This is a genomic window from Thalassotalea montiporae (assembly GCF_053485855.1).
On record NZ_JBQRUO010000002.1, the window covers coordinates 635209 to 648420 of the forward strand.

Genomic DNA, 13212 nt, shown 5'->3' on the forward strand with positions numbered 1-13212 from the left:
ATAGACAAAATCAAAATTGCCTTTCAATACCTGCTACCTAAGCATGGCATTTCACGCTTAGTCGGCAAATTTGCCGCAGCAGAAGCTGGCTGGTTCACCACACAGGCAATTAAGCACTTTATTAAGGCTTATGACATTAATATGGAAGAGGCCAAGCTAAAGCGCCCTGAAGATTTTGCCACCTTTAACGACTTCTTCACCCGCGAGTTAGAAGATGGCGCACGTACCATTGACGACAACCCGATGACACTATGTTATCCCGTTGACGGCACCATTAGCCAACAGGGTGATATTGAGCAGGGCCAGCTTATTCAAGCAAAAGGCTTTAATTACAGCCTACAATCGCTACTTGGCGGCGATGAAAAAACAGCTGCGCCTTTTCAAAATGGTAAATTTAGCTGTATCTACTTAGCGCCAAAAGACTACCACCGCATTCACATGCCAATGGATGCCACCTTGCGTGAAATGATTTATGTGCCAGGCGAGCTATTTTCTGTAAACCCGTTAACGGCCAACAATGTGCCTAACTTATTTGCTCGCAATGAGCGCGTGGTAACGATTTTTGATACCCCGCATGGCTCACTTGCCATGGTATTGGTAGGTGCAACTATTGTTGCGAGTATCGAAACCACATGGGCGGGCACCATTACGCCACCTGCAGGCAAAGATATTTTTAGATGGCAGTATCCAGCGGATGGCGCTGGCGCCATTAAATTTAAAAAAGGTGACGAAATGGGCCGCTTTAAGCTGGGTTCAACCGTTGTTTCAACCTTCTCACCTAATATGGTGGAGTTTAACAGCCAAGCTCATTCGGGCATGACAACACGTTTAGGTAAGCACTACGCTGATGTGGTTGCTCAACTAGAAGAAGCAGTTAAATAACGTGTAGCAGGAAACTCAACTATGCTGGTTATCGCGCATCGAGGTGCTAGTGGTGAATACCCTGAAAATACCAAAACCGCCTTTGAGCAGGCGATAGCCCAGCAAGCTGATGGCATAGAATTAGACATTCAGTTTCACGCCGAAACTGGCACTTGGTGGTTAATGCACGACCTTTACGTGGACAAAACCACCAATGGCCAAGGTCAATTACAAACTCTACCAGATGAGCAATTAGCTGAGCTGCGCACCCAAGATAACCAGCCCGTATTGCAATTAGCGCAGGCGCTCAAAATCATTAATGGTGCTTGTGTTGTGAATATCGAAGTAAAGATCGCTAATGGCAACGCCACAGAACTATCGAAAATTACAAAGCACTTAATTGATGAATTACACCTTGTTGTAAAACAAGGGTTTTGTGATTGGTCAAAACTCTTAATATCGTCATTTAATCACGGCTTCTTGGCTGCTTTAAAGCAACAACAGCAGACGCTAGCAATTGGTGCTTTAATTGCTCATTGCCCATATGACCTTGCCGCTAGCGCCCAATTACTTAACGCTAAAAGTATTAACCCAAGTATTGATTGCCTCAACAAAGAGCTGGTTGATGACGCTCACCAGCGTGGCTTAGCCGTTTGGGTATATACCGTCGACCGCCCGCAAGATATAGCATTTTGTGCCCAAATAGGTGTTGATGCTATTTTTACTAATTATCCCGCAAGAACTCAGCAGTATTTGCAAAGCCTGAACTACTAGTATAAATACCAATTTCAATAAATACTTGATCATTATGCCTGGTTAAAATGCTCATTAACTGCGTTGTTATTTTTGAAATTAGTAAGTTCGACCAAGCTGACCTTTCATAAACACTATTTATGAAAATAATTTGCTCATTTATTCGGCAGAGGATACGATTAATCTCGTACGTGTACTTAATATACAAAATGGAAGGAAGTTTACATGGCGAGAGATAAGTCTAGTATCAAGCCGACTGAAGCTGAGCTCACATTGCTCAATGTGTTATGGAAAATAGGCCCAGCAACCGTTCGACAAATACATGAAGCAGTGAGCGAAACGCAAAAAACTGGCTACACGACTGTACTCAAAATTTTGCAAATCATGCACGAAAAAGCATTGGTGATTCGCGACGAAAGTAATCGTGCTCATGTTTATGCTGCCGCGAACAGCGAAACCCAAACACAATCATCGTTGATCAAAGACCTGATCAGTAAAGCTTTTGGTGGTTCAACATCAAAGCTGGTAATGCGTGCCTTAAACGAATCAACCAGCAAACAAGAAATTGAAGATATCCGTCAGCTGTTAGACACTTTAGATAAATAACACAAAAAGTTAAAATAACAGCAATACTTAATAAGTAATGCTTGATATGTACTACTTTTAAGCGAACGGGCACACAACAATATCGTTAATACAAATTAAAAAATATTGCGAATTAGAGCAACATGATATCAACACTGATCACTAACAGTCCTGAGGTTCAAGCGTTTACACAGGCGCTGACCATGACATTGCTGCACTTTCTGTGGCAAGGGCTAGTGATAGCTGGTGTGCTAAAAATTGCATTGTCACTGATTTCAGTGCAGCGCTCTAGATTGCGATACGGGTTAAGTTGTTTAGCCATGGGGGTAAACTTATTACTTCCCGTTGCGACTTTTAACTATTTGTTCCAGCCATTGAATAGCTCGATCCTCAGTCCAACAAACTCTATGCCCATCGCGCAATTTCAACATGTATTGCAACAACAGCATGGGGTGACTTGGTACAGCCAAAGCCTTGACTATGTGCCGTATCTATCCGTCGCTTGGTTTGTTTGTGTGCTGTTCTTAACCAGCAAGCTGTTAATTGAAGTAACGACTACGGGGCGGTTAGCACGTAATCAAACAATACCAACAGATCCGAAACTTTTAGCGAGACTTAGTGAGCTCGCAGCGCAAATTGGGTTAAACCATACCCCACGTTTAGTTATTTCACTGAAAGCACAAGTACCAATGGCTATCGGCTGGCTAAAACCTGTTGTATTGATGCCGGCACAAATGCTAATGGGGCTAAACCAAGCGCAGTTAGAAATGCTACTACTGCATGAACTGGCCCATATTCGCCGTTATGATTACCTTGTTAACTTCCTGCAAACACTGATCGAAATATTATTATTCTTCCATCCCGCGGTGATCTGGGTGTCTAAGCAAATGCGCCAAGAACGTGAATATTGTACTGATGACATTGCAGTGTCGCATTGCGGCAATGCTGTAGCTTATGCTCACACCTTGGCCGACACAGCATCATTGTGCCAAAGCCACCATTGTCAGAACCGTCGCCATGAGACTATTCCAGCGATGGCCGTGGCGGCATCTGGCGGCGATTTAAAAGCACGCGTGGTTCGTTTAGTTGACCATTCTTGTACTAACGAACAAGCCCCAGGGCGATTGCTTGCTGCACTGGTCATAATTGGCTCGCTGCTAGTGTTAAGCATTAAGCAGCTAGTGAATTCACCCTTGCTAGAAATATCAGGTCTAAAAGTGGCTGCTTTTTCAGATAGCTATGGCCAATCTTCAGGTTATAACAGCCACCAACAAAGCTTTAACGACGCTTCGCTGCAACAAGACTCTATTGCTGGTCACTTATTGGCAGATCATTTATTGGCGCTGCCGAGCTGGTCGGCAAAAACAGAATTGAACTTGCGCAAAGACACAAGCCTAGAGCAGTCGGAGCTCGCTTTTGTTCCCAAAATGGAAAAAGAGCAGCAAAGCAAGGATACAAGGACTTCTCATGTAAGCGATCACGCACAAAGCGAAATTGCCTTGGCATCGCCAAGGAAAGAACAAAAATTACCTGCTAGCGAAGAGCTGCCTAGCGCTACGCAAAATGTTAAAACCGCAGCAACTCATTTAAACATCGACGCTAACACTAACATCGACGTAAACGCTATCGCATATAACAAACAGAAAGTTGGAAACTCTGAGATAAATAAATCGAGCGCACCAGCGACAGAACTGTTAGCGTCAACAAGCAATAGTTCAGACGGTGAGCAAAACCTAGCAGCTCAGTCTTCATTCATTAATGAAAATGATAGCATCGGTACAACTGAAAATAGCTTAGCCAATGATGATAGTGAACACGTTACGCTAGCCAAAATCGTACCTACATTGAGCAGTCCGCATCAGTCACTGTTTGAAGCTCCGGTATCAAAAGTAAGCTTATTTGAACAACGTTACCAGCGTACTCCTACCCCACAATCGAATGTCATTCAAAACTTGGCACCAGCTAAATTGATGAATGCCATTGACCCACGTTATCCATCAGTCGCTAAACGCAAAGGAATTGAGCTTGATGTGCAAGTCAACTTCACCATCGATGAATTTGGTCGGGTGACTAATATTGAATTTGAGCAGCAAAGCAAGCTCAGCTACTTCCGCTCGGCAATTATTAGCGCAATCGAGCAATGGCGTTTTGAGCCAGCTCGCGCAAATGGCGAACCAGTAGACAGTAAAATGTCAAAAATTTTCTCATTTAGTATGAGTTAAATTTGGCGAATTTGATTGAGCTAGCACTGCCCTCAGCTAGCTCAACCTGCTCTCATTAGAGAGTGATCTAACCTCTATTAGCTTCGCTCTGAACTTCTACGAGCTTTACGTTTTTCCTGAAATGCTTGCCATTTCGTTTGTTGCTCTGGCGTTAACACTTGAAAAATAGCATGACGAGTTTTCGCTTTTTGCAGTGCAAGTTGTGCAAAAGTCTCCTGATATTGCAGGTAAGTAGCGCTGAAAGCCGTCTCATCAAATTCACTACCCGATTGCTGATTTTTAACCTCTGTTTTAAACGCCTTCATGGCCGTGCGCAGTGGTTCGTTTTCTGTTTTGCTTTGGCGGCGAATTTCTTTAATTTGAGCAACCTGCTCATCGCTCAAATCTAGATAACGCGCCATTTTCCTCAACATCTTTACACCGTGTTGCCCTTGTTTCATGCGATGACCGCTATGTGCCTTTTTATGCTGATGCTCATAGCCTTGTTGATGCTCATCACTAAACGCAGCGGGAGCTGCCAGTAAACCTAACGCTGTAAATAACGCAGCTGCCTTAACGGTTGTTTTTCTCATTGCTGTTGTCATGTTATGCCTCACAATTTGCTTCAAGTAATAATTCAAGTTCAGTATAAAAACTGCAATGCAAAGATGCGCAAAGCCAGTGTAAAACTGTGTAAAGATAACAATCGTTGGATTAATAAACTGATAAAATGATGGCTATCAACCATAGGGTAATACCAAAACGTTATGACAAAGCATATCTTGATTATTGATGACGATATTGAATTAAGTGAGCTACTTACCAGTTATTTATCTGCAGAAGGCTTCACTATTACTTGCCGTCACGATGGCGCCAGTGGTTTGGCAAAAGCCTTTGACCAGAATATCGACTTGATTTTGCTCGATGTCATGATGCCTAAGTTAAATGGCTTTGATGTCTTAAAAGCCCTAGGCGGTAAACACCATATCCCCATTCTAATGCTGACCGCCAAAGGGGATGACAGTGATCGTATTCTCGGTCTTGAATTAGGGGCCGACGACTACCTACCTAAGCCTTTTCACCATCAAGAGTTGCTCGCCCGAATCAAGGCGATATTTAGACGCATTGATATCACTCAGCAACAAACAGGAACAGGGCATGTACTGAACGTCAATGGTGTACTCATTGACAATGCGACACGTCAAGTTAAGTGTGAAGAACAACTTATTGAACTAACTGGCACGGAATTCGAGATTCTATTCGAGTTGATGACGCAAAACAGCGTGATTGTCAGTAAAGAGCAACTTTCGGAGCAAGTACTTGGGCGAAAACTTAGTCCATTTGACCGCAGTATTGACATGCATGTCAGCAATATTCGCCGCAAGTTAAGCCAATATACGAGTGACGATAAGATTAAAACCGTACGCGGCTCAGGTTATATATTTTTAGCAGGAGAGTCGCTTGTATAACCTTACCAAGACGAATGCGATTGGCAGTATTCGCCGCCACTTGAGCTCCATCAAAGTAAAGCTGTTTCTCTGGTTTTGGATTGTCACCATTTGTGCAATTGCCGCCACGCGATTCGTTTCTATTCAATTGAGCCAGCAGTATGTAGAAATTGATACAGATAAAGGTGATTTGCGCCGGCTAACGCGAATATCTGATGTCATACATCAAGCTCAGCCCAGAAATTTGGCAAAGTTTATCCACAACAATCGTCACCGTCGAACCAAGCGCAGTTTTAAGCATTTAATGGTTAAGCCGCTGAGTAACAATCAACCTGTCATAGGCGGTCATCCTGAGCATCCGTACGTAAACCAGTTTATTCAGGCAAATGTATTTGATAACACCACGACTTGGATATTTCCACATTCACAAATCACGGGGCCTGTAAAACTCGAGGTACGCGGCCAACAGTATTTAGCCTTTTACAAACGCCACACCAGCCGTATTCGCACCATAGGCTTTTTTATGCAGCAATTGCCTTATTGGGCAAGAATTGGTACGCCAGTCATTGTCAGTTTCGCGCTATGTTGGCTGCTCGCCCGCTCACTTAGCAGGCCACTGTCAAACATCACCAAAGTGGCTGACCGTTTTGGTCAAGGAGACCTAGCCGTTCGAGTAGAAAATGACGATAAACGCAGTGATGAATTGGGCACACTCGCTAAAGCCTTTAATCAAATGGCGGATAAGCTATCTGACAACGTTTCAGCGCATCAACGTTTGCTCGGCGATGTCTCTCACGAGTTACGCTCGCCATTAACCCGATTACAAATGGCATTAGCACTTGCGCAAAAACACAAGGACGATCACGAAACCTTAGAGCAATACATTGCGCGCAGCGAACGTGAAGTCGCTCGCTTGGATGAAATGATCGAACATGTACTTACCTTATCTCGCCTTGAAAATAGTGCTCAAGCAATAAGTAAACAGCCATGCTACCTTAAGCCTTTACTCGATCATTTAGTCGATGACGGTAACTTCCTTGGCCAAGATAAGCAGGTTCAAGTCAACCTTAATGCGGCAGGCAATCCGCAATTAAACCTTGATGAAGCCCTTATTGCGAGTGCCGTAGGAAACATTATTTGTAATGCTATCAAGTACTCACCATCAGCAAGTATCGTGCTAGTTGAACTAACCGAAACTGCCGAGCACGTTGTGATCAGCGTCAGCGATCAAGGTAATGGCGTGCCTGATTTAGTACTTAGTAAGTTGTTTGAGCCTTTCTATCGAGTCGCTTCTGCCCGCGATAGGTTAACAGGTGGTACAGGATTAGGATTAGCGATTGCCAAGCAAGCAGTGCTGGCTCACCGCGGTGAAATTTCCGCAAAAAATAATAGTGAAGGCGGCCTAACGGTCACTATCAGCTTACCTAAGGTTTAGTTAGGGCGTGTTGACCATATAATGACCTTTGAATAAAACCGAATAGATCGGCAAATAGCTCATTGAGGTGTGCGTAAATGGGAACGTAAATTTAACAGGCTGCAATGCTGGTTTTTTCAACAAAATTGCGTAACATAATGCAGGCATTTCACAATATTAATAACAATATGAAAGATTTACTGGCAGGATTACTCGCAATTTCTATGACGCTAATATCAGTAACGGCATCAGCCATGAGCTCACCTTGGTCGATTACCTCAGAGCAAGAGCTTACCACTCGCTACGAGCGGGAAATAAAAAGCTTTTGGCAAACGGGCCAATTTAGCCAATTTAGCGGTGTTGACGACATTAATATTCGTTATGCGCAATTTGTATCGCCTGATCGCGACAAATGTTTAGTACTAGTGCCAGGGCGCTCTGAAGGTTATTTGAAGTACCAAGAACTCGCTTTTGATCTTACCAATGCGGGCTACAACTTATTTATCATCGATCACCGTGGCCAAGGGTTATCTGGGCGCATGCAAGCAGATCAACACAAAGGCTATGTCGCTATGTTTGATCACTACAGCGACGACCTCCACTACTTCGTGAGTAACATCGTTCAGACACAATGCCAACAAGATATCTATTTGCTTGCTCACTCCATGGGTGGAGCAATCAGCGCGCGTTATATGCAGCGCTACCAAACGCCAATTAAAGCCGCAGTATTAGCTTCGCCAATGATTGCAATAAACAGTGGCGGCATCCCCAATTGGCTCGGCGAATTTATTATTAGCGGCGGTGATACCTTATCTAAATGGTTGAGCAATGACTCTTGGTATTTTCTTGGCCAAGATGGTTACAGCAGCAGGCCGTTTGCCGACAATGCGTTGATGCAATCTTCTGTGCGCTATGAAATTTTTACTAACCTATACCAATCGACGCCTGAGTTGCAGTTGGGTGGTGTCACCTTCCGCTGGTTGGATGAAGCCGTCAAAGCGAATAAAGACATATTTGCCGATATCAATAAACTAACCACGCCGACCCTAGTACTTCAAGCTGGCAGTGATACGGTTGTTGATAACGGTGCTCAGGATGACTTTTGCCGCGCATTGCATGCAGCTCACCCACAGTCATGCCCCAATGGCAAACCAGAGGTCATTGCTGGCGCTCGCCATGAAATCTTTTTTGAGCTAGATGAATACCGTGTTGATGGTATTGTTAAAACCCTTAACTGGTTCGAACAAGCAAACAACTAATACCGATTTGCTATAACACACGCTAAATAGAGCCATGCCATTAACTTAAGCGGCGGATTAACGATATAATGCGTCGCAGTATTCGCTTATTGATTATTTGTTATGTTAGATGTTGTGCTGTTTCAGCCAGAGATTCCACCAAACACTGGTAATATTATTCGCCTATGTGCCAATTCAGGGTTCCGTTTGCACTTAATTGAGCCACTAGGCTTTTCAATAGAAGACAAGCGACTAAAGCGTGCTGGGCTTGATTACCATGAATTTGCGAACCTGAAGCGCCATGAAAACTTTGATGCATTTCTCGCTAGCGAACAGCCCCAAAATTTATACGCCATTACCACTAAGGCAACACGTTACCATCATCAAGTTTCCTTTGAACAAGGTGACTATGTAATGTTTGGCTCAGAAACTAAAGGTTTACCTGATGTCGTGCGCGATCAAATTCCTGACGAGCACAAAATTCGCATTCCTATGGTCACTGGCAGTCGCAGTATGAATTTATCTAATTCAGCGGCAGTGATTATTTATGAAGCGTGGCGTCAGCTTGATTTTGATAATGGGATCTAGTCAGCTTCAAATAACTAAATGTGGTTGAAGATACGAAAAGCTGAATGAAAGAGTTAGTAAGATAAAGAGAAGTAACAGCAAACGCTGTTACTCAAATTTCTTTTCGCGAGATAGTAAATCAGAAGCTGCTTTTAAGGCGGGTTTACCTTGATAAAGCACTTGGTAAACTTGCTCAACAATTGGCATTTCAACCCCTTGTCGCTCAGCCAGCATAAAAACTTCTTTGGTATTGCGATAGCCTTCAACTACTTGGCCAATATCAGCCATCGCAGTATCCACATCTTTACCCTGTCCCAACGCTAAACCAAAACGACGGTTGCGCGATTGGTTATCAGTGCAGGTTAACACCAAGTCACCTAAGCCAGCCATGCCCATAAAGGTAGCAGGCTCGGCTCCCAATGTTGCCCCTAACCGCGTCATTTCAGCAAGACCACGTGTGATAAGCGCTGTTCGAGCATTAGCGCCAAAGCCAATGCCATCAGCCATGCCAGCACCAATGGCAATCACATTCTTGACTGCGCCACCGAGCTGAACACCAATGAAGTCGTTATTGCTATAAACTCGAAATGCCTTTTCACAATGCAGCAATTCAGAAAGCTCAGTAACAAAACTATCGTCAGTTGATGACAACGAAATAGCTGTTGGTAAGCCCGCAGCCATTTCTTTGGCAAAAGTTGGCCCAGATAACACACCAAGGCTAATATCATCACCGAGAATATCGCGCGCCACTTCTTGCAATAAATGGCCAGAGTCAGGATCTAACCCTTTAGTTGCCCATGCTAGCTTAGCGTTGTCGTTCAGGTGGGGCTTAACTTGGCGTAGCATATCGCCAAAAACATGGCTTGGCACCACCACTAAAACAATATCGCTGGCCTTTACCACACTGGCAAAGTCAGGCTCGATAATTAAGCTTTCAGGAAACTTGCTGCCAGGCAAATACTTTTCGTTACTGCGAGAAGATGCCATTGCTTGCATTTGCGCTTGATCTCGCCCCCACAACACCGTTGGGTGGCCATTTCGGGCAAAACATATAGCAAGGGCAGAGCCGTAAGACCCTGCCCCTATCACAGAAATTTTGGCTGTTTGCACAGTCATCGCCTCAACTAGTGAGCTTCTGTGCTCGCCGCTTCTTGTTGTGCTTGACGCTGTTGCAAGTAAGAAGCAAATAATGCATCGAAGTTAACTGGTGCTAAGTTAAGTTGTGGGAATGAACCACGGTTAACTAGGTTAGCAATCGTTTCACGAGCATATGGGAATAAGGTATTCGGGCAGAACGCACCAATCATATGCGCTAATTGGCCTTCGTCAATATTACCAATAGTGAAAATACCCGCTTGTTGAACTTCCGCTAAAAACGCTGTTTGACCTTCAACAGTTGCCGTTACGGTTACTGCTAAAACCACTTCATAAGTTTCATCATGTAACTTGTTTGAGCGAGTGTCGATGTCTAACTTAACTTCTGGTTTCCATTCTTTTTGGAAAATAGCAGGAGAGTTAGGCGTTTCAAAAGAAATGTCTTTAGTGTAAACACGTTGAATCGCGAACTGTGGTGCCGCTTGCTCTGCTGGGTTTTGATGTTCATCAGCCATTTGAAATATTCCTATAATTTACTGCACGGCAAGGTTCACTGTGCGTTTTCTAACTAAAATCTGTTTTGGTATTAGACAAGCTTACTTTTCAAGTAAAGCGTCCAATTTCTTCGCGTACTCTAATGCTACCAAGTCATCACAGCCGCCAATATGCTTGTCGTTAATGAAAATTTGAGGGACAGTGCTACCACCGTCAGCACGCTTGATCATCACATCACGCAATTCGCGTTGCTTATCAATGCGAAATTCTGTGTATTCTACTTCTTTGTAATCAAGCAATGATTTAGCTCGGCTACAGTAAGGACAATAACCTTTCGTGTAAATTTCAATTTTTACTGCCATAACGACCTCTTAAAATATTCGCCTACTTCTTGGTTACTGGCAGGCCAGCACCAACCCAGGCATTCATGCCACCTTTTAGCAAACTTACTTGTGAGAAACCCGCTTTAAGTAACTGATTTGCCACTTTAGTTGCCGTTAAGCCAGCAGTACATACGACAATAATGGGTTTGTCTTTATGTTTTTCAAGGGCAGCAAAGTCATTTTTATTAGCTTTTTCTTGAGACAGGTGCAGCGCATCAATAATACGGCTTGTTTTGAATTCTTTGTCTGTGCGGATATCAACAACAACACCATTTTCTTTGTTCACCTGAAAGGTTAACTCTTGCGGTGATACCTGTTTTACCGGCGACATTTTAATCATCACTGTAATAACAATAATCGCAACCACAAGCGCAACCCAAGCGGTGCTTAACAATGGGTGATTTGCGGCAAAAACCATTAATTGATCCATAAATACGTACCATGGTGGAATGAAATTTTAAAACGGGCACAGTATACAGACTTCATTAACCAAACCCAAATGACAACAGGATGTTCAAATGTACACCAATAAATTTGAGGGCTTGGCTAGTGCTATTCGCCGCTAACTGTGTAAAATAATCTCAGTTTTTCGCCAATCTAGATTTAGGAAATTTCGAATGCCAACTAAGAAGCCAATGGTTCTGCTTATTCTTGACGGTTGGGGCTATCGTGAGCACCAAGAGTCAAACGCCATTTTTCACGCAAAAACTCCGGTGTTAGATGACTTAAAGGCACGTTTTCCTAATATGCTAATTGGCACCTCAGGAATGGCCGTTGGTCTTCCTGAAGGTCAAATGGGTAACTCAGAAGTCGGTCATGTTAACTTAGGTGCTGGCCGTATTGTTTACCAAGACTTCACCCGCATCACCAAAGCAATCGACGATCAAACCTTTAGCCAAAACGCTGCGCTTTGCAATGCCGTAGATAAAGCACAGCAAGCCGGCAAGGCGCTCCATATTTTTGGCTTAATGTCTCCAGGTGGTGTGCATAGCCACGAAGATCATATTTTTGCGATGATGAAATTAGCAAAAGCTCGCGGCGCTGAAAAGGTATACCTGCATGCATTTCTAGACGGTCGTGATACTCCGCCACGTAGCGCTCACGAATCATTGCTTAAAGCCCAAGAAAAATTTAACGAGCTTGGCAATGGCCAAGTAGCTTCAGTGGTAGGGCGATACTACGCAATGGACAGAGATCAGCGCTGGGAGCGTGTTGAAGCGGCATATAACTTAATGGTTAGCGGCCAAGCACAATACCAATTTGGCTCAGCCGTTGACGCGCTAGCGGCAGCTTATGAGCGCGATGAAAATGATGAATTCGTGCAGCCAAGCGTGATCACTGACGCGCAAGGCCAAGCAATCACCATTGAAGATGGCGACGCCTTGGTATTTATGAATTTTAGAGCAGATCGCGCACGTCAATTTACACGTGCTTTTGTTGATTCTGACTTTAATGGCTTTGAGCGCAGTAAAGTGCCTGCCATCAGTGATTTTGTCATGCTAACCGAATATGCCGCCGACATTCATACGAGCTGTGCCTTCCCACCTGAGCCACTGAATAATGTTATGGGTGAATGGTTAGCGAAACATAACAAAACACAACTACGTATTTCAGAAACAGAAAAGTACGCACACGTAACTTTCTTCTTTAGTGGCGGCAAAGAAGATGAATTTGACGGTGAACAGCGTATTTTGGTGCCATCACCACAAGTAGCAACCTATGACTTGCAGCCAGAGATGAATGCACCCTTACTTACCGACAAACTTGTTGCTGCAATTGAAAGTGGTGAGCATGATTTCATCGTTTGTAATTACCCCAATGGCGATATGGTTGGCCATACTGGTAAATTTGAAGCAGCAGTAAAAGCTTGTGAAGCTGTAGATACCGCCATTGGACGTGTAGTTGACGCACTACAACAGGTAGGCGGAGAGTGTTTAATTACTGCCGACCACGGTAACGCTGAGCAAATGGTCAACCCAGAGTCAGGCCAAGCGCACACTGCCCATACTTGCGAGCCTGTACCTTTGATTTATGTTGGTCGCCAAGCGACGCCAGTTAACGATGGTGCGCTTAGTGATATTTCACCAACACTGTTAAGTTTAATGGGGCTTGAACAACCAGCTGAGATGACTGGCAAGGTCTTAATGCAGTTAAACTAAACCCTGTCGTGCG

14 protein-coding genes are annotated in these 13212 nt (G+C 44.0%); 9 read left to right on the forward strand and 5 right to left on the reverse strand.

The genetic code is table 11. The features are described from left to right. The 4 genes from asd to ACSLUR_RS09355 all read left to right on the forward strand — a co-directional run bounded on the left by asd (window position 1) and on the right by ACSLUR_RS09355 (window position 4421). The gene (gene asd, locus ACSLUR_RS09340; RefSeq protein ID WP_448554373.1) at window positions 1-882 is read left to right on the forward strand and encodes an archaetidylserine decarboxylase; all 882 of its coding nucleotides are present in this window, start codon (window positions 1-3) and stop codon (window positions 880-882) included. Window positions 883-903: 21 nt separating this feature from the next. Beyond that, window positions 904-1635, forward strand: a complete 732-nt coding sequence (locus tag ACSLUR_RS09345) for a glycerophosphodiester phosphodiesterase (RefSeq protein WP_448553898.1) — start codon at window positions 904-906, stop codon at window positions 1633-1635. A 204-nt stretch (window positions 1636-1839) separates the two neighbouring features. Then, entirely contained in the window at window positions 1840-2220 is a 381-nt protein-coding gene (locus ACSLUR_RS09350; protein ID WP_116002037.1) for a BlaI/MecI/CopY family transcriptional regulator, read from the forward strand. 122 nt (window positions 2221-2342) lie between these two features. Next, complete coding sequence (locus tag ACSLUR_RS09355) at window positions 2343-4421, forward strand: TonB family protein (RefSeq protein WP_448553901.1); 2079 nt, start codon at window positions 2343-2345, stop codon at window positions 4419-4421. A gap of 77 nt (window positions 4422-4498) precedes the next feature. Here ACSLUR_RS09355 and ACSLUR_RS09360 read toward each other — a convergent pair whose 3' ends face one another. Then, window positions 4499-5005, reverse strand: coding sequence for a Spy/CpxP family protein refolding chaperone (locus ACSLUR_RS09360; RefSeq protein WP_448553903.1), 507 nt, complete (start codon window positions 5003-5005; stop codon window positions 4499-4501). Window positions 5006-5167: 162 nt separating this feature from the next. On the opposite strand from ACSLUR_RS09360, the gene ACSLUR_RS09365 reads away from it, so the two are divergent. The 4 genes from ACSLUR_RS09365 to trmL all read left to right on the forward strand — a co-directional run bounded on the left by ACSLUR_RS09365 (window position 5168) and on the right by trmL (window position 9088). Beyond that, on the forward strand, window positions 5168-5869 hold the full coding sequence (locus ACSLUR_RS09365) for a response regulator (RefSeq protein WP_116016369.1): 702 nt from the start codon (window positions 5168-5170) through the stop codon (window positions 5867-5869). After that, a complete protein-coding gene (locus ACSLUR_RS09370; RefSeq protein WP_448553906.1) occupies window positions 5862-7283 on the forward strand; it encodes an ATP-binding protein in 1422 nt (473 codons plus the stop codon). The genes ACSLUR_RS09365 and ACSLUR_RS09370 overlap by 8 nt, the downstream gene beginning before the upstream one ends. A gap of 137 nt (window positions 7284-7420) precedes the next feature. Then, window positions 7421-8521: an alpha/beta fold hydrolase gene (locus ACSLUR_RS09375; RefSeq protein WP_448553908.1), complete on the forward strand. Its 1101-nt coding sequence runs from the start codon at window positions 7421-7423 to the stop codon at window positions 8519-8521. 102 nt (window positions 8522-8623) lie between these two features. Beyond that, window positions 8624-9088, forward strand: coding sequence for a tRNA (uridine(34)/cytosine(34)/5-carboxymethylaminomethyluridine(34)-2'-O)-methyltransferase TrmL (gene trmL / locus ACSLUR_RS09380; RefSeq protein WP_448553910.1), 465 nt, complete (start codon window positions 8624-8626; stop codon window positions 9086-9088). 87 nt (window positions 9089-9175) lie between these two features. On the opposite strand, the gene gpsA is transcribed toward trmL, so the two are convergent. The 4 genes from gpsA to ACSLUR_RS09400 all read right to left on the reverse strand — a co-directional run bounded on the left by gpsA (window position 9176) and on the right by ACSLUR_RS09400 (window position 11470). Beyond that, on the reverse strand, window positions 9176-10183 hold the full coding sequence (gpsA, locus tag ACSLUR_RS09385; RefSeq protein ID WP_448553912.1) for an NAD(P)H-dependent glycerol-3-phosphate dehydrogenase: 1008 nt from the start codon (window positions 10181-10183) through the stop codon (window positions 9176-9178). Between the two features lie 8 nt (window positions 10184-10191). Continuing rightward, window positions 10192-10677 (reverse strand): protein-export chaperone SecB, encoded by a 486-nt coding sequence (secB, locus tag ACSLUR_RS09390; protein WP_116002045.1) that lies wholly within the window; start codon window positions 10675-10677, stop codon window positions 10192-10194. An 81-nt stretch (window positions 10678-10758) separates the two neighbouring features. Continuing rightward, the gene (gene grxC, locus ACSLUR_RS09395) at window positions 10759-11019 is read right to left on the reverse strand and encodes a glutaredoxin 3 (RefSeq protein WP_116002046.1); all 261 of its coding nucleotides are present in this window, start codon (window positions 11017-11019) and stop codon (window positions 10759-10761) included. 22 nt (window positions 11020-11041) lie between these two features. Beyond that, window positions 11042-11470 carry a rhodanese-like domain-containing protein gene (locus tag ACSLUR_RS09400; RefSeq protein ID WP_116002047.1) on the reverse strand — a complete coding sequence of 143 codons (429 nt, stop codon included), beginning with the start codon at window positions 11468-11470 and terminating at the stop codon, window positions 11042-11044. A gap of 187 nt (window positions 11471-11657) precedes the next feature. Between ACSLUR_RS09400 and gpmM the strand changes: the two genes are divergently transcribed. Then, window positions 11658-13199, forward strand: coding sequence for a 2,3-bisphosphoglycerate-independent phosphoglycerate mutase (gene gpmM, locus ACSLUR_RS09405; RefSeq protein WP_448553915.1), 1542 nt, complete (start codon window positions 11658-11660; stop codon window positions 13197-13199). Window positions 13200-13212 lie beyond the last annotated feature (13 nt).